The organism is Candidatus Limnocylindrales bacterium (genome assembly GCA_035571835.1).
Taxonomy (GTDB): Bacteria; Desulfobacterota; Binatia; order UBA1149; family CAITLU01; genus DATNBU01.
On sequence record DATNBU010000013.1, the window covers coordinates 71,761 to 96,115 of the forward strand.

22 protein-coding genes are annotated in these 24,355 nt (G+C 66.6%); 7 read left to right on the top strand and 15 right to left on the bottom strand.

Annotation, left to right across the window (positions count from 1 at the left end):
* The first annotated feature begins 15 nt into the window (after positions 1 to 15).
* From VN634_05925 to VN634_05935, 3 genes are all read left to right on the top strand, one after another.
* On the top strand, positions 16 to 1,935 hold the full coding sequence (locus VN634_05925) for a hypothetical protein (GenBank protein HXC50401.1): 1,920 nt from the start codon (positions 16 to 18) through the stop codon (positions 1,933 to 1,935).
* A 167-nt stretch (positions 1,936 to 2,102) separates the two neighbouring features.
* Entirely contained in the window at positions 2,103 to 4,535 is a 2,433-nt protein-coding gene (locus tag VN634_05930; protein HXC50402.1) for a hypothetical protein, read from the top strand.
* A 55-nt stretch (positions 4,536 to 4,590) separates the two neighbouring features.
* Positions 4,591 to 6,597: a hypothetical protein gene (locus VN634_05935; GenBank protein HXC50403.1), complete on the top strand. Its 2,007-nt coding sequence runs from the start codon at positions 4,591 to 4,593 to the stop codon at positions 6,595 to 6,597.
* 2 nt (positions 6,598 to 6,599) lie between these two features.
* Here VN634_05935 and VN634_05940 read toward each other — a convergent pair whose 3' ends face one another.
* From VN634_05940 to VN634_05955, 4 genes are all read right to left on the bottom strand, one after another.
* Complete coding sequence (locus VN634_05940) at positions 6,600 to 7,847, bottom strand: CapA family protein (protein HXC50404.1); 1,248 nt, start codon at positions 7,845 to 7,847, stop codon at positions 6,600 to 6,602.
* The gene (locus VN634_05945) at positions 7,840 to 9,645 is read right to left on the bottom strand and encodes a DUF6798 domain-containing protein (protein HXC50405.1); all 1,806 of its coding nucleotides are present in this window, start codon (positions 9,643 to 9,645) and stop codon (positions 7,840 to 7,842) included. Before VN634_05945 ends, VN634_05940 begins: the two co-directional genes overlap by 8 nt.
* Before the next feature lie 76 nt (positions 9,646 to 9,721).
* The gene (locus tag VN634_05950; protein HXC50406.1) at positions 9,722 to 10,951 is read right to left on the bottom strand and encodes a glycosyltransferase family 87 protein; all 1,230 of its coding nucleotides are present in this window, start codon (positions 10,949 to 10,951) and stop codon (positions 9,722 to 9,724) included.
* Between the two features lie 10 nt (positions 10,952 to 10,961).
* Complete coding sequence (locus VN634_05955; GenBank protein HXC50407.1) at positions 10,962 to 11,720, bottom strand: glycosyltransferase; 759 nt, start codon at positions 11,718 to 11,720, stop codon at positions 10,962 to 10,964.
* A gap of 98 nt (positions 11,721 to 11,818) precedes the next feature.
* Between VN634_05955 and VN634_05960 the strand changes: the two genes are divergently transcribed.
* Complete coding sequence (locus VN634_05960; protein ID HXC50408.1) at positions 11,819 to 13,057, top strand: glycosyltransferase family 87 protein; 1,239 nt, start codon at positions 11,819 to 11,821, stop codon at positions 13,055 to 13,057.
* 20 nt (positions 13,058 to 13,077) lie between these two features.
* Here the strand turns inward: VN634_05960 and VN634_05965 are convergent, their stop codons facing one another.
* The 11 genes from VN634_05965 to VN634_06015 form a co-directional block, all read right to left on the bottom strand.
* Positions 13,078 to 13,677 carry an SCO family protein gene (locus VN634_05965; GenBank protein ID HXC50409.1) on the bottom strand — a complete coding sequence of 200 codons (600 nt, stop codon included), beginning with the start codon at positions 13,675 to 13,677 and terminating at the stop codon, positions 13,078 to 13,080.
* A 41-nt stretch (positions 13,678 to 13,718) separates the two neighbouring features.
* The gene (locus VN634_05970) at positions 13,719 to 14,504 is read right to left on the bottom strand and encodes an ABC transporter permease (protein HXC50410.1); all 786 of its coding nucleotides are present in this window, start codon (positions 14,502 to 14,504) and stop codon (positions 13,719 to 13,721) included.
* A 38-nt stretch (positions 14,505 to 14,542) separates the two neighbouring features.
* On the bottom strand, positions 14,543 to 15,475 hold the full coding sequence (locus VN634_05975) for an ATP-binding cassette domain-containing protein (protein ID HXC50411.1): 933 nt from the start codon (positions 15,473 to 15,475) through the stop codon (positions 14,543 to 14,545).
* Positions 15,472 to 16,371 carry a heme o synthase gene (cyoE, locus tag VN634_05980; protein HXC50412.1) on the bottom strand — a complete coding sequence of 300 codons (900 nt, stop codon included), beginning with the start codon at positions 16,369 to 16,371 and terminating at the stop codon, positions 15,472 to 15,474. Before cyoE ends, VN634_05975 begins: the two co-directional genes overlap by 4 nt.
* 11 nt (positions 16,372 to 16,382) lie before the next feature.
* Positions 16,383 to 17,300 carry a COX15/CtaA family protein gene (locus VN634_05985; GenBank protein ID HXC50413.1) on the bottom strand — a complete coding sequence of 306 codons (918 nt, stop codon included), beginning with the start codon at positions 17,298 to 17,300 and terminating at the stop codon, positions 16,383 to 16,385.
* Positions 17,290 to 17,505, bottom strand: a complete 216-nt coding sequence (locus VN634_05990) for a hypothetical protein (protein ID HXC50414.1) — start codon at positions 17,503 to 17,505, stop codon at positions 17,290 to 17,292. Before VN634_05990 ends, VN634_05985 begins: the two co-directional genes overlap by 11 nt.
* Before the next feature lie 198 nt (positions 17,506 to 17,703).
* The gene (locus VN634_05995; GenBank protein HXC50415.1) at positions 17,704 to 18,456 is read right to left on the bottom strand and encodes a hypothetical protein; all 753 of its coding nucleotides are present in this window, start codon (positions 18,454 to 18,456) and stop codon (positions 17,704 to 17,706) included.
* A 10-nt stretch (positions 18,457 to 18,466) separates the two neighbouring features.
* Positions 18,467 to 19,081, bottom strand: a complete 615-nt coding sequence (gene cysC, locus VN634_06000; GenBank protein HXC50416.1) for an adenylyl-sulfate kinase — start codon at positions 19,079 to 19,081, stop codon at positions 18,467 to 18,469.
* A gap of 81 nt (positions 19,082 to 19,162) precedes the next feature.
* Positions 19,163 to 19,345: a hypothetical protein gene (locus tag VN634_06005; protein ID HXC50417.1), complete on the bottom strand. Its 183-nt coding sequence runs from the start codon at positions 19,343 to 19,345 to the stop codon at positions 19,163 to 19,165.
* A 187-nt stretch (positions 19,346 to 19,532) separates the two neighbouring features.
* Positions 19,533 to 19,730 carry a 30S ribosomal protein S21 gene (rpsU, locus tag VN634_06010; protein HXC50418.1) on the bottom strand — a complete coding sequence of 66 codons (198 nt, stop codon included), beginning with the start codon at positions 19,728 to 19,730 and terminating at the stop codon, positions 19,533 to 19,535.
* Positions 19,731 to 20,121: 391 nt separating this feature from the next.
* Complete coding sequence (locus VN634_06015) at positions 20,122 to 20,952, bottom strand: hypothetical protein (GenBank protein HXC50419.1); 831 nt, start codon at positions 20,950 to 20,952, stop codon at positions 20,122 to 20,124.
* 236 nt (positions 20,953 to 21,188) lie between these two features.
* Here VN634_06015 and VN634_06020 point away from each other — a divergent pair, with 236 nt between their 5' ends.
* The 3 genes from VN634_06020 (at position 21,189) to VN634_06030 (ending at position 24,326) form a co-directional block, all read left to right on the top strand.
* Complete coding sequence (locus VN634_06020; GenBank protein HXC50420.1) at positions 21,189 to 21,887, top strand: potassium channel family protein; 699 nt, start codon at positions 21,189 to 21,191, stop codon at positions 21,885 to 21,887.
* Positions 21,884 to 22,819: a transporter gene (locus VN634_06025; protein ID HXC50421.1), complete on the top strand. Its 936-nt coding sequence runs from the start codon at positions 21,884 to 21,886 to the stop codon at positions 22,817 to 22,819. The genes VN634_06020 and VN634_06025 overlap by 4 nt, the downstream gene beginning before the upstream one ends.
* A gap of 166 nt (positions 22,820 to 22,985) precedes the next feature.
* The gene (locus VN634_06030; protein ID HXC50422.1) at positions 22,986 to 24,326 is read left to right on the top strand and encodes an Npt1/Npt2 family nucleotide transporter; all 1,341 of its coding nucleotides are present in this window, start codon (positions 22,986 to 22,988) and stop codon (positions 24,324 to 24,326) included.
* The last annotated feature ends 29 nt before the right edge of the window (positions 24,327 to 24,355 follow it).

Sequence of the window (24,355 nt, forward strand, 5' to 3'; positions counted from 1 at the left end):
CATCGATCCGCAAGGATGAAACCGCTGAACCGAATCCTCTCGAGAGTCGTGCTCGCTTCCGTCGCGCTGGCCCCGTGCTCCGCCGCGGCCGCGCAGATCTGCGACGTGACGATCGCCGTCGACGGCACCGGCAGTCTCGGCGGCCTCGAGATGCGCATCGGCTACGGTAGCGCGGACGGCGCGTTCGTCGGCAGCGGTGATGCGGTGTCCTGTACCGGGCTTGCCGACGGCGCCTATCAGTCGGCGCGTCACGACACGATCGCCGAAAGCCTCGACCTCGGCCTGCTGTCGGTGATCGGCGTCCCGCTTCCAGGAGATTTCTGGCGCTGCCAGTTCCAGAGCAACTCGGCGGTGCCGACCGCAAACCAGTTCAGCGTCACCATCGACGAATCCATGGATCCGCAGCTCGCGCCGCTGGCGGTGACGGGCCATGTCAGCGCGATCTTCTGTTCGCAGCAGGCCGTCTGCGGAAACGGTGTCGTCGAAGGCACCGAGGAATGCGACACCGGCGCAGCAAGCGTCGCGTGTACGTCGGGCTGCAAGCTCACGAGAAACTCGCAGCGCTGCCGCGTGCGCTTCCGCGTCAGCGGCGCGACGCCGCTCGGCGGGCTGCAGTTCTGGGTCAACTATGCGGCCGCGAACGGCGATTTCGAAGGCACCGGCGCGTCGGTGTCCTGCAGCGAAGCGCTCGCGTCCTCGCTGACCGCCGTGCTCGACCGCGACGCGGATCACGAGCTGCGACTCGGATTGATCTCTCCCGGTGCAATTCCTCTTCCGGCGGATCTCTGGGAGTGCAGCTTCCTTACCAATGCTTCACCGCTGCAGCTCGGCTCGATGCAGATCCAGAACGTGATTGCGACCAACGTCGAAGCCAAGGTCGTCTCCGCCTCCGTCGTGCCGATCAGCGATGGTTGCATCAACGGCCCGTACTGCGGCGACGGGCATCTCGACGCCGGCGAAGCCTGCGACGACGGAAACCAGATCGGAACCGATGCCTGTACCAACGGCTGCACGGTTGCCGCCTGTGGTGACGGCATCGTTCGCGCCGGAGTCGAGCAGTGCGACGACGGCAACCTCGCCGCCGGCGACTGCTGCTCGGCCTGCAGCTTCGAAGCGGCCACCACCGTCTGCCGGGGCGCGACAGGAATCTGCGACCTTGCCGAAAATTGCACCGGCGCCAGCGGCGCGTGCCCGACCGATCTCAAGAAGACCACCGTGTGCCGTGCGCCGGCCGGCGTCTGCGATCTTGCGGAGGTCTGTTCGGGATCGGCGAACGACTGCCCGACCGACCTCAAGAGCACGTCGGTGTGCCGGGCTTCTACGGGGCTGTGCGACCTCACCGAAAGCTGCAACGGCGTCGCCGGCGGTTGCCCGGCGGATGCCTTTCAGCCCGCCACGACCGCATGCACGAGCGACGACAACGCCTGCACCGACGACAAGTGCGACGGCGCCGGCACGTGCGCGCATTCGAACAACACGCTGGCGTGCGACGACGGCTTGTACTGCAACGGCGGCGATTCCTGTTCGAGCGGAACCTGCAGCCAGCACACGGGCAATCCGTGTCCGGGCGCCGACGGCGACGGTGACTGCACGGAGTCGTGCCTCGAAGCGCAGGACAACTGCAACGGCAACGATCCCGACCAGGCGATCTGCAACGACGGCAACGCTGCGACGTTCAACGACCGGTGCAGCTCCGGCCTGTGCGTCGGCAGCACCTCAAATGTCATCTGCGGCGACGCCGACGCGAACGGCGTCGTCAACGCGACCGACGCTCTCAAAGTGCTTCGGACGGCCGTCGGACAGGTGGGAGTCAGCTGCCCGCTCTACCTTTGCGACACCGACAAGAATGGCCTGGTCCAGGCAGGCGACTCGCTGCGAGTGCTGAAAAAGGCGGTAGGACAACCGACCGACCTCCAGTGCCCGCCTGCTCCGTGACGAACAGCCGAGTCGTCACGGCGTAGCTCTCGTCGAATTTCGATCTGCGTCGCTAAAACACGATCTCGACCTCTTCCTGCGAAATGATCCTGCGGGTGTAGGCGATCACCGGCCCGGCCGGTACAATCGCTGACCTGGCGGGACGGTTCGTGGCGAGGGGGAACAAGTTGCAATCACATGCACCGGCAAGGGCGCGCCTCGCGATGGCGCTGCTGTCGGCCGTGGTGCTGCTCGTGCAGATCTCGGCGACCCGTCTCCTGTCGGCGACGGTCGCATATCACGCGGCCTTTGCCGTTCTGGCGCTCGTCATGCTCGCGCTCGCAGGTTCGGCGACGGCGGTATACCGCGACCGTTCACGCGCCGGCTCCGCACCGCTCGGGCTCGATCCTGCCGCGCGCATGGCTTCGTTTGCCGGCCCCGTCGTCGCGGCGACCGGTCTCGTCTACATCGCGGTCGGCGCGGTCTCCTGGCCCGGCGAGATCTATCAGGCTGCGCACTTCGCGGCGGCCGCGATCGGCTTCTACTCGACGTTTCACATCTGCGGATACGTGGTCGCGTGGCTGCTTTCGTCGTGGCCCGAGGACATCGGACGCGTCTATTTCGCCGACCTCGTCGGTGCGGCCGCCGGTTGTCTGGTTGCCGTTCCCGCGCTGACCGCTTTCGCTCCGGTGCAGCTGCTGTGCATCTGCGGCGCGGTCGCGAGCGGCGCCGGCGTGCTGCTGGCGGGAAGCCAGCGTGATCGCCGCAACGCCATCGCGGCGACCGCCGTGCTCGTCGGCGTTGCCGTTGTCGTCGTTCTCGAACCGTCGTGGGTGCGGCTGCGCTCGGCCAAGCATCAGGACCAGGCCAGCGTACTGTTCGAGAAATGGAATCCGCTCGCCCGCGTGACGGTCAGCCCCGAGATGCCGGGCACGCTTGCGGCCGTCGAGCTGCTCTCCACGAGGCAGTCGCCGGAGCAGACGCGCGCCGACATGAAACGCTGGAGCGCGGGATGGGGCATCAGCGAGAAATGGAAAGGCGCCCCGCCCGAAGCGATGTGGATCGAGCTCGACACCGACGCCGGCACGCAGATTCTCGAAGGCGGCGGTACGCGGCCGCTTGCTGATTTCGACACGCTCAAATGGGACGTCACGGCCGCGGCGTACTGGCTCGCTCCCGGCGGTCTCGATCGTACGTTCGTGATCGGCGGCGGCGGCGGACGCGACTTTCTTACGGCGCTCGCGTTCGGCGCCAGGCACGTCGACGTCGTCGAGCTCAATCCGCTGGTCGTGCGCGCCGTCGAGACGCAGTTCGGCGATTATTCGGGTCGCCCGTATTCGCGCGCCGGCGTGAGCTACCGCCTCGGCGATGCGCGCAGCGAGCTGTCGCGCACACCCGAGCGCTACGACCTCATCCAGATGTCGATGATCGACACATGGGCGGCCTCGATGACCGGCGCGCTGATGCTGTCGGAAAACGCGCTCTACACGCGCGAAGCGTTTCATTCCTACCTCTCGCATCTGACCGAGGACGGCATCTTCGCGGTCTCGCGCTGGTACGGCGCCGATACGTATGCGGAGACCGCGCGCGTCATCGCGCTGATGGGAGAGGCGCTGCGCTCGGCGGGCGTCAGCGCTCCCGAAGACCACATCGCGGTCGTCTTCAACGCGTCGTCGCCGCACCAGAGCTGGGTTGCGACGTGCATGATGAAGCAGAGCGCGCTGACCGACGCCGACCGCTCCACGCTCGCGCGCGTTGCCGATGAAAAAGGCTTCGCCGTGCTGTGGCCGCCGACGGCCGGAGGCGTGCGCCACCGCATGGACATCGCGGCGCTCGCGCGAGGCGATCTGTCGGCGGCCGCGGCCGACGGCTTCGACGTGACGCCGCCGACCGACGAGCGGCCGTTCTTCTTCTACACGAGCCGGACCAGCAACGGCGGACGCGTGCCGATCCTTTTCGGATCGATCCTCGCGATCGCGCTCGTGGCCGGCCGCATCCTGGTCTTTTCCCCGCTGAAGGAGATCGAAGCATCGCGTCCGCCGGAGGCGCGTTTCACGGCGGCCGACGCGCCTGCGGAGATCGCGTATTTCGCCGCCATCGGCATGTCGTTCATGGCGGTCGAGCTCGGCGTGCTGCAGCGCTACATCGTCTTCCTCGGCCATCCCACCTACGCGCTCTCGGTGGTGCTGTTCTCGCTGCTTTTGTCGACGGCGCTCGGCAGCCTGTTGGTCGCGCGCTGGCGGGGCGTGGCGCGAATCGGGTTTCCGGCGCTTCTCGCCATGCTCGCCCTGACGATCTTCGTCGTCCCCGGCCTGCTCGAAGCCTGGCACGGCTGGCCGCTCGCGAGCCGCGTCTTCGCAGCGGCAGCATTGATCGTGCCGCTCGGCGTCTGCATGGGAACTGCGCTACCGACCGGCATTGCGACCCTGTCGCGGGCAGGTTCGGATCGCCTCGTGCCGTGGATGTGGGCCATCAACGGGCTTGCGGGAACGATTGCGTCGGTTGCCGGCATGTTTCTCGCGATGGAGACCGGCTACACGGTGCTGCTGTTCGTCGCGGCGATCGGCTACGTCGGCGCATGGCTTGCGCTGCAGCGTTTCCGGCCGCAGGTGGCAGCATGAAACGCGCACCGGGCTTCCAGCCGGCCGCAAGGCATGTTGAAATGGGATCTTCCTGATGCAATCCGCTTCTCTCCGTCATCCGCGCCTGCGCCTGGTCGCGCTGTGCTTCCTGATGCTGTTCGTCGAGCTCGCGCTCATCCGGTGGTCCGGCTCGAACATCGTCTACCTGTCGTACTTCTCCAATTTCGTGCTGCTCGGGAGCTTTCTCGGCATCGGCGTCGGCTTCCTGCGTTCGGACGCGAAGACCGACCGTTTTCAGCTCGCGCCGATCGGCCTCGGACTGTTCGTTCTCTACGTGTACCTGTCGCCGGTCACGATCGACCGTACCGGCGAAAGCCTGATCTTCTTCGGCGAGCTGCGTCCGTCCGGTTTCCCGATCTGGGCCACGCTGCCGATCGTGTTCCTTGCCGTTGCAATCGTCATGGCAATGATCGGCGAGGGCGTCGCGCGCCAGTTCGCGCGCTTCGATCCGCTCGACGCCTACCGGCTCGATATCACCGGCAGCATCATCGGGATCGTCGTGTTCTCGAGCCTGTCGTTCGCGTGGGCCCCTCCGGTCGTCTGGGGCGTAGTCGCCGCGGCGCTGCTGCTGTGGCTCGTCGATCTCGACTTCCGGAGTCCGCGCACACTCGTTTCGGTGGCTGCGCTCGGCGTGATGATCCTTGCGCTCGGGGCCGAGTCGATGCAGCCCGGCTACTTCTGGTCGCCGTACTACAAGGTTCGCGTCGACGGTGACCGCGTAAGCGTCAACGGGATTCCCCATCAGCACATGGGAACGCCCGAGCAGCGGCGCCGCGACGAAGAGTTCTACTTCCTGCCGTACTCGTACCGGGCCGCCAAGGGACCGCCGAAGAACGTGCTGATCGTCGGTGCCGGCACCGGCAGCGACGTGGCCATCGCGCTCGCCGAAGGCGTCGAGCACATCGACGCCGTCGAGATCGACCCGCGCCTGCAGCAGCTCGGCGTGGCCCTCCATCCGAGCCATCCGTACGACGACAGCCGCGTCGACGTGCACATCGACGACGGGCGCGCGTTCCTGCAGCGCTCGGACAAGCTTTACGACGTCATCCTGTTCGCACTGCCCGACTCGCTGACGCTGGTGGCGGGGCAGTCTTCGCTGCGGCTCGAGAGCTATCTTTTCACGCTCGAATCGATGCAGACCGCGCGCGCGCATCTCGCGCCCGGCGGCGAGTTCGCGATGTACAACTTCTACCGCGAGCCGTGGCTGGTCGATCGCCTCGCGGGCACGCTCGAAGCGGTCTACGGACACGCGCCGTGCATCTTCGAGAGGGGATCGGACGAAGGCGGGCTCGCGGTGATGGCGGCCAGCCCGGATGCGGCCACGCTGTCGTGCCCGGAGCGCTGGAAGGCTGCCGGCGAAGCCGTGCCGCCGCCGGCAACCGACAACCATCCGTTCCTGTACCTGCGCTCGGATTCGATTCCCGGCTTCTATCTTGTGACGATCTCGCTGATCCTTCTGTGCTCGGCGCTGATGATCAAGGTGGTCGGCGGATCGTACCGCTCGATGACGAGCTACGGCGACCTGTTCTTCATGGGCGCGGCGTTCCTGCTGCTGGAGACCAAGAACGTCGTGCAGTTCGCGCTGCTGTTCGGCACCACGTGGTTCGTCAACGCGGTGGTCTTCGGCGGCATCCTGCTGACCGTGCTTGCCGCGATCGAAGTCACGCGCCGGGTCCGGTTCGAGAAGCCGGAGCGCCTTTACCTCGTCCTGCTTGCCGCGCTCGCCGTAGCCTGGGCCGTTCCGGGCTCGTGGGTGCTCGATCTCGCGCTGCCGGCGCGCTTCGCCGTTGCCACCGCGCTCGCATTCGCTCCGGTGTTCGTCGCGAACCTGGTCTTCGCGCAGCGCTTCCGCGACGTCGCCGATCCGACCGCATCGTTCGGCGCCAACCTGCTCGGTGCGATGTTCGGCGGCGTGCTCGAGTACATGTCGCTGATCGTCGGATATCGCTCGCTGCTGATCGTGACCGCGTTGCTCTACGGGTGCGCGTTCCTGCTCGGACGCAGCCATTTCGCGGTCGTCCGGCAGCCCGCCCGCACCTGAGCTCAGCGCGCGGCTTCGGCGTGCTCGCCGGGGACCGCCGGACCGAGCAAGCGCCGCGCGAGTCGCCACGCCGATGCCGTCTCGCCCGTCGCCGTTTCGGCCGATTCGTCGAGCGGCTCGATCACGTGGCCTTCGCGCCGCACCAGCAGCGGATGCATTCGGAAGTCGGCGAGCCTCGTGCGGCCGTCCGCATCGCGGCGCACGACGACGTCGAGCAGCGCACCGGTGCGCGCCTGCCATTCGGCAAAATCGCAGAAAAGATTGCCGAGCGAATAGACGATCAGCTTGCCGTCGTGGACCTCGGGCGCATTCAGCACGTGGCCGTGACCGCCGACGACGAGATCGAAGCCGGCGCCGAGCAGATCGTGCGCGGCGTCCCGCTGGTCGCCGGTCGGTGCGAACGTCCACTCCTCTCCCCAGTGCGTCAGCGCGACGACGAAGTCCGCGCCGGCGCTGCGCGCACGCTGCGCATCGGCGCGGAACATCGCGTCGGCGATCTCGCGGTACTCGCCGTCCCACTCCGAAAAATTTGCGAACGCGAGCGGAAGGTCGGCCGGAGGATCTTCGAACTGGAGGTCGTCTTTCAGATAGGTATTGAGCAGGCCCGTGTACGCGAAGAACGCGACGCGGATTCCGTGAACGTCGACGACGACGAGCTGCCGGGCGAGGTCGCCTTTGGTCCGCGCGGTGCCCACATAGCGGAGCTGCCGCCGTTCGAGCTCGTCGATCGTCGACCGCATGCCGTCCACGCCCTGATCGAACGCATGGTTGTTGGCGGTCGAGAGCAGGCCGAACCCCGCGGCTTTGAGCGCATCGAGATGCGCCGGTGACCCGTTGAAGCGCACGGTGTCGTTTTCAGGTCCGACGGCGCGTCCCTCGAGCACCGGGAACTCGAGGTTGCCGACGGCCAGATCGCTCCCGTGAAGAATCGGAGCGATGCGCGCGTACGATTCGTCGAAGGATCCGCCCGGCTGCGGCGCATGCTCCATGATGTCGCCGGCAAACGTGATGCGCGCCTCCGCGGGATCCTTCGATGCGCCCTGCGGCGCAGGCGATGCTGCCGGCGTGACAGGCTGTGTACGCGCGGCCAGATCCGAAGGCGATGCGGGAGTCACGTTCGCCGCTTCGACGAACACGACCGGCGAGCTCGGCGGCCGCGAGTCGTCGGGAAGCAGCGCCGCGATCGTCGCGGCGATGGCGGCCGTGATCACGAGGTTCACGGCGCCGTCGATCGCCGTGCGCTCAGCCATCGCTCAGCCCGCTGCGCAGCCGGTAGACGGTGAACCGCGTGTTCACGAACACGGGATCGAGCTTCGCGCTCGGCTCGCGAGCCGCATCGACGAGCGGAGGAATGCGCAGCCCGTCCGAATCCCACACGAAAAAGTCGGCGCCCGTGCGCGCCAGCAATGCCGCAATGCGCTGCGGCGTGTTGCGATTGGCGTAGCAGCGATCGAACTCGCGGGCCGCGCGCCAGCCGTCGAGCGCGAGAGCGCGCCGGTCGGGCTCGGCCACGTCATCGAGACGTTCGCGCCACGTCGATACCGATTCGAGCGTCGCCGGCGGGAACAGCTTGAAGTCCACGTATGCGCCGCGCCGTGCGAACCACCGGAACGTCTCGAAGCCGGGAGGGACGATGAACATCGCGTCGGCCGGCGTCGACGTACGCGACCACTGGTAAAGCTCCGCCGCGTCCGGCGAAGGCACCGTCTCCAGGACATCGCGCCGCGCCGAGGCATCGAGCGCAATGCCGGCCAGAGCGGCGAGCAGACCGCCTAGTACGGCGCGCGGAAGGCGCACGTCGAGCTCAAGCACCCGGAGCCCGCACAGCACCGCGCCGAGAGCGAGCAGCGACGCGGACGCGGTGTTCCACGACACGAACAGACGCAGCTCGAAGACCACCGCGAGCGCGAGCGCAACGCCGGCCAGCAGATGGAACGGAACGGGGCTCGCACGCTCGACCAGGAACCGGTCGAGCCCGGCAAGCGCAACGGCCCACAGGATCACGACCAGCAGCGGAGATGTGCGCGTGAACGCAAGCAGGTACGGCGCCAGCGACGCGTGCGGAAAGCCGGTGTAAAACACCGCGCCGAGAACGAGCAGCGCCGCCTGTCCGACCGCGAGCGCCATCATGCGCGCCGCCGGCCGCTTGGCCGGAGATCTCCGGAGGAACAGCGCGCCGGCGATGGCGGCAAGGCTGAGCAGCAGCGCTCCGAGATTGCCGGTGCGGCCGATGTCGAGCGTGTACTCGTGCGGAAGCCGGAACAGGTATCCGCCGTCGATGATCTGCGTCGTCGTCCAGCCCGCCTGCTGAGAGTGTGCGAGATGCGCGGCGAGCGGCGCTAGCGCCGGCGCGCCGAGCAGCGCCGATACGAGCGCGATGGTCGCGAGCGGGCGGATCTTCGGCCCGGGCAACAGCATCGTCGCAATCGAAAGCACCATCGCTCCATGAATCGCGACCGACACGTGGCTGAGCACGGCCAGCCCGAGCGCGATGCCGCTCGCGACAGCACGCCGCCGCACGAACGCATCGTACGCGAACAGCAGGCAGGCGAGCGCCATCCACTGGCCGTGCATTGCGCCGCCGAATGCGCCGTCGTACGCGCCGCGCCCGACGCCGTTCAGCTGGCTTGCGAACGCCAGCAGGCCGAGAAACGGAAACAGCGCCGGAGACATTCCGAGCGACCGCGACAGGCGCCACGCACCGGCAACCGTCGCAACGCCGAGAAGCAGCGTCGCTGCCCAGAACCCGCGTGCGACCCCGACCGTCGCGTCGGCGATGCGGAACAGCCAGTACCAGCCGAGCGAATGCAGGCTCATCTGCTGGAGAAGAACGTCGCGCGGATACAGCGAAGGATCGGCAGCGTGGCGGAAGACCGGCAGGTACGCGAAATCGTCGAGCGACGGCAGCGGGCGGTAACCGACGGCGAGATGGATCAGTAGCGCGGTAGCGATGACGAGAGCGGGCGACAGGGCCGCCCAGTCAGGCTGCGAGGACCGGACCCGACCGGCCGCCATGCGCGTCGCGGGCTCCGAAACGATCCGGTTCATTGCGTTTCCGGAGGATACGCGGCCGCGACCGGGACGTCCAGATGCCGTGCAGCTGCCATCGGGATCGGACAGCGCTTCACGCCGGCACATGCCCGGCGGACTTCGCCATTCGAACTGCCCACACGAAGAGCGCAAGCAGCACGAAGAACAGCGGCTGGATGAACGCGTCGAGCTCCCAGGCCGGATACCCGACGTACGCGGCGGCGAGCGCGACGCGCGTGCCCAGGCCGGCTGGACGCTGCATGCGAAGCCCGGCGTCGACGAGCAGCGCCGCCGGCAGCGCGAGCAGCGCCGCGTCGTAATACTGCTGGTGCGGGCTGATCAGCATCGTGCCGAGCACCACGAGCGCGAACCACACCCGCGGCTCGAGCGAAGCGAGCAGCCGGTAGCGCCACCAGACTGCGAGCACCGCTGCGAAGCCGGCCAGAGCCGCCACCGCTGCGAACGGCTCCGGAAGCAGCACGCTGCTGACGGCCGTCCACGAAAAATGCGTATGCGCGTTGGCTGCCTGCTCGAGAGGCCGATAGGCCCGTTCGAAAGCGAGCATCGCCGCCGGCCACGCCGGCCCGCACCACAGCGACGCGGCGACCCAGTGAAGCGCGGCAATCGCCGCCGCACCCGCGATGACGCGCCACTCGCCGGCAATCACGAACGCGATGCCGGCACCGGCGGCGTACTGCGGTTTGTACGTCAGCAGCCCGAGCGCAAGCGCAGCACCGAGCGTCGACTTCCTGCAGTGCGCAAACGCGAGGCCCGCGAGCAGCGCGAACGTGATTGCGGTGTTCTGCCCGCCGAACGTCGTCTCGACCATCGGCTGAAAGCTCGCGACGACGAGCACGAGCGCGACAAGGCCTCCGCGCACGCGGCCGATGCCGGTTGCGATCGCGCAGAGCATCGCCAGACCCGCCGCAAGCGACAGCACGCAGGCGACGTCGAAGACACCAAACGCAGCGACATAGCCGAGCGGCACCAGCGGAGAGAGCGCAATCGCGAGGATTGGCGGATTGAGGTAGCCCTGGAACGCGGCCGACGGGCCGCCGAGCGTGCGCTGCTGAATCTCGCGCTGCACGTCGTAGTCGTAGAGCGACGCGCCGCTGCCTTCGTGGACCGCAACCGCGCCGGTCCAGAACGCGAGGAAATCCCCGGTTCCGGCGTCGATCCGTCCGCCGGACGGAGGTCGCAGCCCCGAGAGATGGTGTCCGACGACCGCCAGCAGAAGTGCAAGCATCAGAGCCGCGACTGCCGTCAGCAGAGGAGGGCGCGTAACCCGGTCCAGCGCCGAGCGCAGATCCGCAGCGATATTCACGGCAGAGGATTCAGGCGGAGCGCCGCCGCCTGCGCTGGAGATCGCGGCCGATCGCAAGCAGCTCGGCCGCGCTCTTCCAGGCGGCTCCGGCCGTGAGCTTGGAGCCCGCAATGTCGTGCCAGGTCGAAAGCGGGAACTCGACGAGGCTGTCGCTGGCGACCGGCGCTGCGTCCGGCGTACCGGCCAGCAGTCGTCCGATCAGCTCGACGTCGAATGCCCAGCGCGACAGGAACGGATCGGCCAGCGCCGCCCTGAGCGACGCGGTGTTGCGGAACACCTTCGCTCCGCACTGCGTGTCGTAGTAGCGGGCACGGATCGCGATCGAAGCGAACGTCGAGAACACGCGGCCGAAGTAGTGGCGAACCGCCGAACGCTGGATGTCGCGGCCCGAAAGGCCGACGCGCGCGCCGGTGACGGCTTCGGCTCCGGAGCTCTCGAGCAGTGCGATCATCGCTGTCATTTCGTCGACGGGCGTCGCAAGGTCGGCGTCGAGGAAGCCGACGATCGGCGCACCGCGCTCGCAGCCTTCGACGAGATGCCGGCGGACGGTTTCGGCTTTGCCGAGGTTTCGCTGGTTGGCGAATGCAACGATGCGATCGCCGCTTCCGGCCGCGATCTGTTCGATGCGTTCGTGCGTGCGGTCGCGCGAGCCGTCGTCGACGAGCCAGACGTCGGCGGATTCGGCGAGCCGCCGGAGCTCCGCCGCGTCGAGTCTCGTCTCCTCGTCGTAGCACGGCACGACGATCACCGGTCGAATGGCAGCGGTCATTGCGGAAACCAGGACGAACCGTACTCGCCCGTTGCCAGTGCGTCCAGTGCGCGAGCCGATTGTGATGTGCGTCGGCCGTCAGCTAACAGACCGGAGCGATGGGCGATCCCGTTCCGGCAAAGGCTCCAGCAGGACCTCCCGCAAAACCTCCGACAGGAACGCCTGCCGTCGACTGGGGATGGCTCGGCCGCATGGCGCCGCGAGTCGTGATCGCCGGTCTCGTCGCAGGCTGGGCATTGGCCGTTGCCTCCGGATTCGGAGACGAAAAGGCGCCGGCGGCATGGGGCGGTGACTATCCGGCGTTTCACATGGCGGGAAAGATCGCGCTCGACGGCCGCCTCGCCGAGCTCTACGACTTCGACGTCCAGGAATCCTACGAGCAGGGAATGCCGCGCGACGGCCTTCTGCCGTTCCTGTATCCGCCGTTCGTCGCGGCATTCTATGCGCCGCTCGCCATGCTGCCGTATCGCGCGGCCTATGCGCTGTTCACGCTGATTGCGTTCGCGTCGATTGCAGCATCGCTCGTGCTGCTGCGTCCGCTGTCTGCGACGATCCGCCGCGATCCGTGGCTTGCCGGCGCGCTGGTGCTGGCATTCTATCCGATGTTTCGCGCCGTGCTCGGCGGCCAGAACACCGCGCTGACGCTGTTGATTCTCTGCGGAATGTGGCGGCTGCTGCACGACGGACGCGACGTCGCCGCCGGGCTTTTGCTCGGAGTGCTCGCGTACAAGCCGCAGCTTCTGGTTCCGGTGGCCGGCGTGGTGCTGCTTGCCGGCCGTTTTCGAGTCGCAACCGGCGCGGCTGCGTCCGCAGTCGTGCTGTTCGTCGCGAGCGGTTTCCTCGCGGGATGGGACTGGCCGCAGAAGTGGATGCAGATGCTCGGCGACTATGCGGGCCCCGATCGCCGCTTCAACCTTCACGCATCGATCTCGCTCGGGCAGTTGACGGACCTTTACGGATGGGAACGCGGCTGGATGGTTCTTTCCGGCCTGCTGTCGCTGTGGGTCGCGTGGGTCGCGCTCGCAAAAGGGAAGCGCGACCTTCCCGCCGTTCTCGCCATCGGCATGACGGCATCGCTGCTGATTGCGCCGCATGCCTTGTACTACGACGCCGGCATCGCGCTGCCGGCGATGATGCTCGTAGCCGATCGCGGGCGTCCGGGCGAGGCTGCGTTCTTCTGGGTTGCCTGCGCAAGCCAGGTCGCGGCCGCCGCGCTGCCGGCGAGCCCGCTCATCTTCGTCCTGCTCGCGCTCCTGGTCGTGGTCTTCGGCACCATCGGCACCATCGGCACAATCGGAAAAGCCGGTACGCGGTCGGTACGGATCATCGGCGAGTAAACGCGCGGCCGATATTTCGGTCAGTCGAGCGTGCCGACATCGTGTTCGAGGCGCGCGAGGTCGCCGTCCTGTTCGGTCGAGTAGAAGCCGCGCACGTGGCCATCGCGATCGACGAGCGCGACGCGCGTGCCGTGAGAAACTCCGCCTTCGGCTCCTGGTTCGTCTTCGCGCTGCACTCCGGTCAGGAAGCCCTTCTGGATGATTTCGAGAACTTCGGCGGATGGACCGGTTACGAACGTCCAGTCGTCTTTCGCATCGATTCCATGGGCGGTTTTGTACTTGCGCAGCACCTCGGGCGTGTCGGTTTCCGGATCGACGCTGAACGAGACGAGTTTCAGGCGTTCGGGCGGAATCGCCCGGCGCACGCCCTGCAGCTTTTCGACGAGCCTCGGGCACGGTCCCGGGCAACTCGTGTAGAGGAAGCTTGCCAGCCACGCGCGCCCGCGCAGCGACGCCGAATCGATCGGCTTGCCGTCGTCGGCAACCAGCACGAACGACGGAGCTTCCGAGACGATCGGGGGAGGCGACGAGAACAGGTGACAGCCGGCGCTGCCGGCGGCAAGCACCGTCGCAACCGTCAGCAGCAGCCGCTGCGCACGCCGTGGGCGTGCTCGCTTCACATTCGTCCTCGACATGCTCGCGTCACGCTCGCCGGCGCCGCTCAGGGATGTGCGCCGCCGGTGCGGGCCTTGGCCGCCGACGATGCACCGGCAATCGTGGCAACCGCGAACAGCGTGGTGACCACGATGCAGACCGTCAGCGACGGAAGGCCGGCGGTCGCCATCGGGCTTCCCAGATAGAGCGCGTGCCGCAGAAGCGCGACGCCGTACGTGAGCGGATTGATCGCGATCACGATCGCGAGCCACTTCGGCGTGCCGCCCGGAGGAAAGAATGCGCCCGACAGCAGCCACATCGGGAACAGGAACGACGTCATGATCGCGTGAAAACCCTGCGTAGAGTCCATGCGCCATGCGATCCAGACTCCGAGGCCTGCGAGCGCGATCGAGAGCAGCACGAGCACCGGGATCGAAAGCAGGATTCCGGCGAACGAAATCGACATGCCGAACAGCGGCGCAGCCAGGCTGACGAGCAGCGCCTGTCCGACCGCGAGCACCGTCGTGCCGACGACCTTGCCGAGAATGATCGCCGAGCGCGGCACCGGAGCGACCAGCACGCCCTGCAGGAAACCGGTGTTGCGATCGTCGATGATCGAAATCGTCGCGAAGATCGCGGTGAACAGAAGGATCATCACGATCACGCCCGGAAAGAAGTACTCGCTGTAGCCGATCGCGCCGGTCCGGAACGACGGGCTCAGCCCGGCGCCGAAGATCGCCCAGAACAGCACCGGCTGAGCCAGTGCACCGGTCACGCGGTTGCGCTGCCGCAGGAAGCGGACGACTTCGCGGTGCGCGAGCGCGCGGCTTGCCAGGTAGGAGCTCGATGCCATCGTCTTCTTCTTTGCGGAGTATCCGGCGGAGCCCGGTCTCAGTCGTTCCAGAGCTGGTGTCCGGTCTCGTGAATGAAGACATCCTCGAGCGTGGGCCGCGCGAGCTGGATCGATTCGATGTCGTCGGGAAACGCTTCGTAGATCTCGCGAACCAGGCCGCGCGCGTCGGCATGCTCGAGGCGGACGGACCCGTCGACGCAACTGCCGGCGATGCCCCAGCGCTTCTCGATCTCCGCCTGCAGACGGGTCGAGTCGGCGCTGCGGATCGTAAGCACGTCGCCGCCGATCCTCGAGCGCATCGCGTCCGGCGTGTCGATGGCGACGACGCGCCCGCGATCGAGGATCGCAAGCCGGTCGCAGCGCTCCGCTTCATCCATCAAGTGAGTCGTCACGAGCACCGTCGTGCCCTGTTCGCTCCGAAGCGCGAGAATGTAGTCCCACAGGTCGCGTCGCGCACCGGGATCCAGACCGGTCGACGGCTCGTCGAGGATCAGCATGCGCGGTTTCGAAAGCAGCCCCTTGGCCAGCTCGACGCGGCGCTTGAGACCGCCGGACAGCGTCTCCACGTACACGTCGGCGCGGTCGGTGAGCCCGAGCGTAGCGAGGCCTTCGTCGATGCGCGCGGCAAGATCGCGTCCGGTAATTCCGTACAGGCTGCCGTGGCAGCGCATGTTCTCGCGAACGGTCAGCTTGATGTCGAGACTCGGCGACTGGAACACGACGCCGATCGAGCGGCGCACAGCGCCGAGATCGACCGCAACGTCCGCGCCGAAGATCTCGACGTGGCCGCGATCGACCGGCAGGAGCGTCGACAGGATGCGGAACATCGTCGTCTTGCCGCCGCCGTTCGGGCCGAGGACGCCGAAGATTTCGCCGTCGGGCACTTCGAACGAAACGCCGTCGAGCGCGACGGTTTCGCCGTAGCGATGACGAAGGTCGCGGACACGAACCGCCGGCGCCTGCGGGCTCATCCGTGAAACCAGCGCCACGCGTGCTCGACGAACAGGGCGAGAAACAGCACCGGCAGGTAGACGACCGACGAGAGTAGCAGGCGGCGCGCCGACTCGCGCGTGCGCTCGATGCCGGCACGCCTCGCGGCATGGACATAGAGCCCGCCGGCAGCGAGCGCGCTCCAGAAATAAAGATGCCCGGCGGCCGTCGTCGCGACGAGCAGCAGCGAGACCGGAACCAGAACGACGGCGTAGACGAACATCAGCCGCGCGGTCGTATCGCCGCTGCGGTCGATCACGACGAGCATCGGAAAGCCGGCCTTGGCGTAGTCGTCGCGGTACATCCAGCCGATCGCGAGAAAGTGCGGCACCTGCCACAGGAACAGGATCGCGAACAGCACGATCGCACCGGCACCGATCTCGCCGCTGGCGGCGGCCCAGCCGATGACCGGCGGCAGCGCGCCCGGAACGGCGCCGGCAAGCGTCGACAACGGATGCACGCGCTTCATCGGCGTGTACAGGAACAGATACGACAGAATCGTCAGCGCGTTGAGGGCCGCAGCCAGCGGGCCGACGGTCGCCGAAAGATAAAACACGCCGCCGAGCGACAGCAGCACGCCGACGAATGCGGCCATCGTCGTCGAGATCCTGCCGGCGGGAAGCGGGCGAAAGCGCGTACGGTCCATGTGCAGGTCGACGTCGCGTTCGAGATACTGGTTGAGCGCTCCGGAGCCGGAGCACGACAGCGCGGTCCCGATCAGCACGTGCAGCACGCCGAGCGCGGACGTCGCAACCGGAACCGCCGAGAAATAGCCGACGGCGACCGTCAGCAGCACCATGATCGTGATGCGCGGCTTGATCAGCTCGAGAAAGACCTCGGAGCGGTCCGCCATTGCGGGCCGGCTCGCCGTGGGCATGGCGGCGCCTCTCACAGCACTCTTCCGAACGCGCCGTGCGGCGCGGAGGCTGTATCGACGAGGACCGAACGCCACGCGTGGAGATTCCTTACGACCACCGTCGCCAGCAGCGCGGCGCCGGCCCCGACGTGAAGGGTCGGCAGCCAGGCTTCGAGGATCGTCGCCTGGCGGTCGAACGTCATGTCGTCGGTCGTCACGTAGGCCGCAATGCCGAGCGCGATCTGAAGCGACACGAGCGGCAGCAGCAGCCTGCCGCCGGGCGCACACCGTGCGCCGCAGTCGCGCTGCAGATCGAGCAGCGCGCAAAGCACGACTCCGGCGCCGATCACGTGCGCATAAAGAAGCGGAGTTCCCGACAGCGGTCGCGCGGATGGTCCGAGATGCCGGATGAAAAGTCCGAGCAGAAGCTGCGCAGCCACTGCACCGAGCAGCACGGCGCTCTGAACGCGCTCGCGGCGCGTCTCGGGCACCGCGGACGCACGCTCCCAGGAAGGCGACGTCACCGCCACCACCGCCGCAAGGCTGGCAAGGAACAGCTGCCCGACCACGCCGTGGATCATCGCCAGATCGACCGAGAGCTCGAGCACGCGCAGTCCGCCGAGCAGCGCCTGCACGATCACGAGCGCAGCGGCCGTGATCGCGAATCGCCGGACGAGCACGCTCGTTTCCCGCCGCAGCACGACGAGGAGCAGGAATCCGGTCCACGACGCGACCAGAAACGCGAGGATGCGATGGCTGTGCTCGGTGCGCACGTTTTCCATCTGCCACCATCCTGGAGGGTTGAGGCTGCCGAACGCGAGCGGCCAGTCGGGCACGGCAAGGCCGGCGTCGCGGCTCGTGACGAGGCCGCCGGCAAGGACGAGCAGGAAAGCCCCGACGAGCCCTGCCCAAGCCATGCGATGCAGTGAGCGTCGCGGATCAGAGGCCATGACCCGCTCCGAGGTGAACGGCTGCAGCAGTGCCGACGAGCACTGCGGCGGCAACGATCGTCCAGACGAGCTCACCGGTTGGAGGCGTAGCAGGAGACTGGCGCGTGGAGCGGATGCCGGCAACGAGGCTCCACAGCACGACCGCGATCGCAGTCGCGGCGAGGGCAACTTCAACAAACGATTCTGACGCGGAGAGCGTGTCCAAGCCGGAGCAATTCCCAAAGGCGAGCGTCACTCGCGTTTCTGGCCGGCGAAAAAGACTTCGCCTTCCATTGTGACCGGCGAAAGAGTTCGCCTTCCGTGTGACCGGCGAAAACACTTCGCCTTCATGGTGGGGCGAGTTCAGGCTCGCCTTGCGCTGCACGATTCCGGCGCAGCAGGCGGAAGCTAGCCCGGCAGGGGCTTAGTTTCCAGCGAAGGAAAAATCGACCGTCGCGATCTTCTTCTCGTCGTCGATCTCGACTTTGACGGCGTGACTGCCGAGCGTCTCGTGCCACGCCTCGACGGTATATTCCGACTCGGGAAGGCCGTCGATCGTGAACGAGCCGTCGCGGCCCGTAACCGCAAAGTACGGATGGTCGAACACGCCGACGTAGGCCGACATCCACGGATGAATGTCGCATTTCAGCTTCACGGGAAGCTCCGGCCGGTCGAATGTCCGGCGAAGCACCGCGCCTTCTCCGGGCGTCGCATCGTTGAACGGCGCGTTTTCGATCGAGCGGCCGGCCACGTTGTGCATGGTCGGATCGCTGCTGTGAATGGTCAGTTCCTGGCCGACCCTGAGCGCGATCGCATGCGGAACGAACGCGCAGCCGACCTGGTCGAGCTTTGCCTCGCCGGCGGTCGAAGGCGGAATCACGAACTTCTTCGGCAAGCCGCTGCGTACGTAGACGAAGACATTGGCGAGCGCGCCGTCGGGGCCCGCCACGATCATTTCGGCGGGTCGTCCGTGGGGCGACAGGCGGTCACACACCGGATCGGCCGTCATCGTGATCGTCGGCGGCTTCGGGATCGGCCCCGTGAGGCGGACGTGACCTACGATGGTGGCAGCGTCGGCGCCTGCGGCAGACAGGATCGCCGCCAGCATCGCAATGCCGGCAAAGCCGGCTGTGGTGATACCGGCAAGGCCGGCCGAGGCGCTACCGCTCGTCTTCATCGCGACGTCATCACGCTTTCGGAATGTATCCCTTGCCTTCGAGGAAGGTGAGGATCGCACCGAGGCTCTGCTCCGGCGTCTGTCCGGTAGTGTCGACGACGAGCTCGGCCTTCTCGGGCGCCTCGTACGGCGCCGAGATGCCGGTGAACTCGGGGATCTGGCCGGCGCGTGCCTTCTTGTAGAGGCCCTTCGGATCGCGCTTCTCGCACTCGTCGAGCTCGCACTTGGTGTAGACCTCGATGAAGCAGCCTTCGGGCATCGCCTTGCGCGCGATCTCGCGATCGGCGCGATACGGCGAGATGAACGCCGTGATGTTGACGACGCCTGCATCCGTAAACAGCGCGGCCACTTCGCCGATGCGGCGAATGTTTTCGGTGCGATCGGCGGGCGAGAAGCCGAGATCCTTGTTGAGGCCGTGGCGGACGTTGTCGCCATCGAGCACGAAGCTGCGCACGCCGCGCTCCCACAGTGCCTTTTCCATGAGGTTTGCGATCGTGGACTTGCCCGATCCGGAAAGCCCGGTCAGCCACACGGTAAAGCCGCGGTGGCCGTTGATGGCTTCGCGCTCGTCGCGGGTAACGGTCGTCTGGTGCCAAACAATGTTCTTCGATTTCGGTTCCGTCATGGCCTTTCCTGAATGCAGTGCTGAAAAAAAGTGAGGGCGCGCCCGTCGGGTGCGCCCATCTGAAAATTTACGTGGAAGCTCTTAGCGTGTGGGCTCGAGTCGTTTGCCGTACGTGACCTGGCCCTTGTCGATGCGCAGCGAGAATCCGCAGTCCGGGTTCACGCAGACCCACGCCTTGTAAAGTACGGATGCGCCTTCGGTGCCGTAGTCGGAGAGCGGGACGAGCGTGCCGTCGTCGCACTTCATGCACTTGGGATACTCCATCTCCACAGCTTCCTTCACCACCCAAGCGTCCTTCGGCATATTGCCGGTGTCCGGACCGGATCCTTTCGGAATGACCCCGCAGGACTGCGGCTTTGCAGCGAAACAGTCGAAGCGGGGATAACTTCAGCGGTGCGCGGACCGTAGCGCAGGCCCCCCAGTCGGTCAAGATCCGGGGGAGTGGTGGTTGTCAGGGATTCTGCCGCTGGGCGCGACGCATCGCCTTGCGACGTTTGCGCTCGGCTTCCTGGCGCTTGCGCTTGCGACGAACGCTCGGCTTCTCGTAAAAAGCGCGAACCTTCATCTCCTTGAAGACGCCCTCGGCCGCGAGCTTCTTCTTGAGAACCCGCATGGCGCGCTCGAGCGAACCGTCAACACGTACCTCCATCCACTTCTCCTTTTGTCTGGTCCGATCCGGTCGTCCGCCAGGACGCCTTTGACCGGCACACGAACCGGCGGACCTTATCCGATCATCCCGCGAACGCCAACAGCCCGGAGGCCGAAAACGGTCGTTTCGCAGGGGTGAAATGGGCCGGAGGGGAGGGCGGAGCCCGGGTTGGCAACGAGGGTCAAAACGAGGATGGGCCGGGTTCCATCCGTCCCGGCGACCCTGTCCTCGGCACGAGCGACGAGAAGGTCTGCCTGGCCGCCTGCCGTTCCTGCCCGGCCGGATTGCCGATCCCTGCGGACAGACGGTGGCCGGCTCCCCGGGTCACGGGGATCCGGTGACCACGAAGGACGTGGAGTGGAGGCTGCCGGGGCGGCCCGCTCGCAGCCGCCTAGGGCGATGCCTGCGTGCAGACCGGCTCGGGATCCGAAATCGCAACCGTCGCGTCTCCGCCGACGACGTGGGTGTCGTAGTCATTCGGATCGGTTTCGCCGGCGAGATGACACGTCTCGTTGTCGTTGGCCGCGGAGCCTCCGGCCTCGCACGATGCCGATGCGACCGATGCCGATGCGACGTCGCCCCAGCCGAGCGAGAACGTGTAGGTTCCTGCGCGGAGCTCCCAGTGGCCGTTCTCGCGCGTGACGCGCACCAGCACGCCACCGCCCTCGCTGGACGTCGAGCTGCCGCTGCAGGTCGGATCTCCGGATCCGAAGTAGACTTTCTCGATCACGGCTTCGGGAATCACAGTCTCCCAGACGCACTCCGCCACGGCATCGAGCTCGTAGGCATCGTTGAAGTCCGTCGAGAACGAGATCGTGATCCCGTCGATATCGTGGTTCGAGACCGGAACGCGCGGAATGCAGCCTTCGCACGGAGAAAGGTCGGCAAGAGTCAGCGTGAGCGTCTGCGGCGTGCACGCGCATTCGGCGCAGCAGAACGGGCAGCGCACGGTCACGTTCTGTCCGACCGCTTTCTTCAGAACCAGCAGCGCGTCGGAGGCGGTGACGACGCTCGAACCGTCGGCGTCGCATGCGCACGGCTCGCAACTGCGCAGAAAGACGGCGGACTGCAGCGTGGCGAGCGCGTCGCTCGCAGCGACGCCGGTTGGCTGGACGACGTCGCCGCAGGTGAACTGCGGCGGCGCGGCGGCTATCGCTGCCGCGGTCAGATGAAGCACGAGCGTTCCGGCGGCGATGAGGCACAAAGAGCTCGAAGCGCGCATAGTCCTCCTTCTCCCTCCCTGCCTCGCAGTCTAGCCGATCATGGGCAGCCGAAAAGGGGGGCTTACCGCCTGTTCCTGCCCAGCCGGGATTGCCGATGCGTTCGAGAAGGGTTTGAACATCCTCTCATGAGACGAAAGCCTGCCTTCGGAACGCACCGGTGATGGCCCTTCGCGGGCGTATGGGAGCGATTTTCCGTGCGCACCGGCAGACCGTCCTTCTGATCACGATCATCTTCATGTTCGCCGTAAGACCGCTCTTCGGCGACACAGGCCCCGGCGCCGTGGTCTTCAGCCTTGCGCTCGTCTTCGTCGTGCTCGCCGCGCTGCTCACGCTTCATGTCGAGGACATGGTGGGCGAGCGCGAGGCCCTGATAGCCCAGCAGCGCCGGTGGATCGTTGTCGGCTGGGCGCTGGCGATCCCGGCGATCGTCGAGCGAGTGCTGATGCTCTTCTTTCCAGGTCGAGGCCTGGTGCTGGCGGGAGCGCTGTCGTGGTTCGTGTTGCTGTCGTTCGTCACGTGGAGCCAGATCCGCATCCTGCTGAAGCAGCGAGAGGTGACCAGCGAGACGATCAGTATGTCGATCTCGATCTACCTGCTGCTCGGGCTGTGCTGGACGCTTCTGTACATCGTGATCTTCACGCGCCACCCGGAATCGTTCAGCCTGCAGCTCGCACCCGGTGTGAACGAACAGCACCTGTTTCCGATCTTCGTCTATTTCAGCCTGACCTGCCTGTCGACGATCGGCTTCGGCGACATCACTCCGCTGACCCTGGCATCGCGCTATGCGGCGGTCGCCGAAGGAATCACCGGACAGTTCTATCTCGCGATCATCGTTGCGCGCCTGGTAAGCCTGCAGATCAGCGCGCACGGAGCCGGCCGATCCAGCGCTGCAGAAGCCGAGCGGCTCAGCGGGAGCACCGACCAGCCTCGATGAGAAGCGGCGGTTGCCGATGGTTGCTGCGGCGGGTCGTCGCGATCGCTGCGCTGCTCGTCGCCGCTACTGCGGTGCGATCGCATGCGCAGGATCTCGAGCCTCGGGCGTATGCGAACACTCCGGTCGGAATCAATTTTCTCAATCTCGGTTACAGCTACAGCACCGGCGGCGTCAGCGTCGATCCCGCAGTTCCGCTCGAAGACGGCGAGATCGACATCCATGGCCTGTACCTCGCGTATGCACGCTCGTTCGCGCTTTTCGGCCAGTCCGCGAAAGCCGGGGCGATCCTTCCGTATGCATGGGTTTCCGGATCCGCCGTGTTCAACGGCATGCCGGTCGAGCGCGATTTCTCCGGACTGGTCGATCCGATCTTCAAGTTCTCGACGAACCTGCTCGGTGCACCGGCGACACCGCTCGAGGATTTCGCAAGCTACGAGCAGAACTGGATCGTCGGCGCGAGCCTGTCGATCTCGGCGCCGCTCGGGCGCTACGAATCGGAGCGTCTCGTCAATATCGGAACCAATCGCTGGTCGTTCAAGCCCGAGCTCGGCGTCTCCAAGCGCTGGGGGCAGGTGACGATCGACGCCGCCGCAAGCGTCAAGCTCTACACCGACAACAACCACTTCTTCAGCGACCACAAGCGCGAGCAGGATCCGTTGTACGCGGTCCAGGCCCACGCGATCTATTCGTTCCGGATCGGGACGTGGGTCTCGCTCGATGCGACCTGGTACGGCGGCGGAACGACGACCATAGACGGCAGGAAGAACGACGACCGGCAGGGGAGCTCGCGGATCGGCGGCACGATCACGCAGCCGCTGTCGCGACACCTGTCGGCACAGCTCTATGCGAGCACAGGCGCCACGGCTCGCACCGGGTCGGACTTCGATTCGGTCGGCGTCGGGCTGAGCTATCGGTGGGGCGGCGGGCTGTGAGGCGGAAATCACGGAGGGACACCGATTTCGCATCGCTGCCAAATCGGTGTCTGTCCCCGATTTTCCGGGACTTCGCGTGTGAGGGTTTCGGTGTAGATGCGTTCGCGCTGTGTCTTGCTGTAACGCCAGATGACGGGCAGGGTGCGGCCAAGTGACAACCTCAACCGTGGCAACTGAAAACGGCACTCCGTCGGTTCTGGATCGCTTCCTTCGCCTCTTCACCGTCGTTCGCTCGGGCGAAGGAACGACCGCGCTGCTGCTCGGCCTCAACGTCTTTCTGATCCTGATGGCCTACTACGTGCTCAAGCCGGTGCGCGAGGCGCTGGTGCTCGGCGAGGGCTCGGCTGCTGCGAAGACGTACCTGTCGGTCGCCGAAGTGTTCCTGCTGGCTGCGGTCGTGCCGCTTTACGGCAGGTTGGTGCGCATGATGGACCGCCGCCGGCTCATCAACACCGTCACCGGGTTCTTCGTGCTGTGCCTGCTCGCGTTCTACGCGCTCGGCCATGCGGGTGCGCGCCTCGGCATCCCGTTCTTTCTGTGGATCAGCATCTTCAACATCATGGTGGTCGCGCAGTTCTGGTCGTTCGCCAACGACATCTACAGCAAGGATGAAGGCGAGAGACTGTTTCCGATCGTCGGATTCGGCGCGTCGCTCGGCGCCGTCGTGGGATCGGCGGTGTCGGGCCAGTTCATCCATCACATCGGCGTGCTCGAGCTGATGCTGGTCGGCGCCGGGCTGCTCGTGCTCGAGCTCGCGCTGACGAACTACATCGACGCGCGCGAGCGGCGTCGGACACACGGCGGCTCGCCGTCCCATGCTGCCCATGCCCCGCACGGCGGCGGTACCGGAGCCTTCGGCCTCGTGTTCAAGACCCGCTATCTGCTGCTGATCGCCTTCATGATGCTGCTGCACAACGCCGTGAAGACGACCGGCGAATTCATTCTCGGCCAGACCATTCAGCATCAGGCGGTCGCGCTGCTCGGCGCGGGCGACGAAGCCGGCGTCAAGCGCATGATCGGCGCGTATTACTCGGAATTCTTCACATGGGTCAACGTGGCCGGCCTCGTGCTGCAGCTGTTCGTGGTCTCGCGCATCGTGAAATGGTTCGGAGTGCGCCTGGCCGTGCTCGCGCTGCCGATCGTTTCGCTCGGAGCATATGGCGTCATCGCCGCTGTGCCGCTGCTGAGCACCGTCTTCGCGTCGAAGGTTGCCGAGAACTCGACCGACTACTCGCTGAACAACACCGTCCGCAACATGCTGTTCCTGCCGTGCACGACCGAACAGAAGTACAGCGCGAAACAGGCCATCGATTCGTTTTTCGTGCGGCTCGGCGACGTCGGAGCTGCCGCGGTCGTTTTCGTCGGGATCAACTGGATCGGGCTGGACTCACGCGGATTCGCGCTCGTCAACGCCGTGCTCGTTGCAGTGTGGCTGGTGATCGCGTGGCAGATCGGACGCGAGTACCACGCGCTGACGACCGAGGGGCGGGCGCCGGAGGCTGCATAGGACTCCACGGATGTGCGGCTCGGCGACTA

Excerpts from the sequence above, each read along its gene's own strand:
- VN634_06025 (HXC50421.1), top strand. The coding sequence starts at position 21,884 with ATGAGAAGCGGCGGTTGCCGATGGTTGCTGCGGCGGGTCGTCGCGATC.
- VN634_06015 (HXC50419.1), bottom strand. The coding sequence starts at position 20,952 with ATGCGCGCTTCGAGCTCTTTGTGCCTCATCGCCGCCGGAACGCTCGTG.
- VN634_06020 (HXC50420.1), top strand. The coding sequence starts at position 21,189 with ATGTTCGCCGTAAGACCGCTCTTCGGCGACACAGGCCCCGGCGCCGTG.
- VN634_05985 (HXC50413.1), bottom strand. The coding sequence starts at position 17,300 with ATGGCCTCTGATCCGCGACGCTCACTGCATCGCATGGCTTGGGCAGGG.
- VN634_05925 (HXC50401.1), top strand. The coding sequence starts at position 16 with ATGAAACCGCTGAACCGAATCCTCTCGAGAGTCGTGCTCGCTTCCGTC.
- cysC (HXC50416.1), bottom strand. The coding sequence starts at position 19,081 with ATGACGGAACCGAAATCGAAGAACATTGTTTGGCACCAGACGACCGTT.
- VN634_05960 (HXC50408.1), top strand. The coding sequence starts at position 11,819 with ATGGGCGATCCCGTTCCGGCAAAGGCTCCAGCAGGACCTCCCGCAAAA.
- cyoE (HXC50412.1), bottom strand. The coding sequence starts at position 16,371 with ATGCCCACGGCGAGCCGGCCCGCAATGGCGGACCGCTCCGAGGTCTTT.
- VN634_05935 (HXC50403.1), top strand. The coding sequence starts at position 4,591 with ATGCAATCCGCTTCTCTCCGTCATCCGCGCCTGCGCCTGGTCGCGCTG.
- VN634_05970 (HXC50410.1), bottom strand. The coding sequence starts at position 14,504 with ATGGCATCGAGCTCCTACCTGGCAAGCCGCGCGCTCGCGCACCGCGAA.
- VN634_05975 (HXC50411.1), bottom strand. The coding sequence starts at position 15,475 with ATGAGCCCGCAGGCGCCGGCGGTTCGTGTCCGCGACCTTCGTCATCGC.
- VN634_05940 (HXC50404.1), bottom strand. The coding sequence starts at position 7,847 with ATGGCTGAGCGCACGGCGATCGACGGCGCCGTGAACCTCGTGATCACG.
- VN634_05995 (HXC50415.1), bottom strand. The coding sequence starts at position 18,456 with ATGAAGACGAGCGGTAGCGCCTCGGCCGGCCTTGCCGGTATCACCACA.
- VN634_05955 (HXC50407.1), bottom strand. The coding sequence starts at position 11,720 with ATGACCGCTGCCATTCGACCGGTGATCGTCGTGCCGTGCTACGACGAG.
- VN634_05945 (HXC50405.1), bottom strand. The coding sequence starts at position 9,645 with ATGAACCGGATCGTTTCGGAGCCCGCGACGCGCATGGCGGCCGGTCGG.
- rpsU (HXC50418.1), bottom strand. The coding sequence starts at position 19,730 with ATGGAGGTACGTGTTGACGGTTCGCTCGAGCGCGCCATGCGGGTTCTC.
- VN634_06005 (HXC50417.1), bottom strand. The coding sequence starts at position 19,345 with ATGGAGTATCCCAAGTGCATGAAGTGCGACGACGGCACGCTCGTCCCG.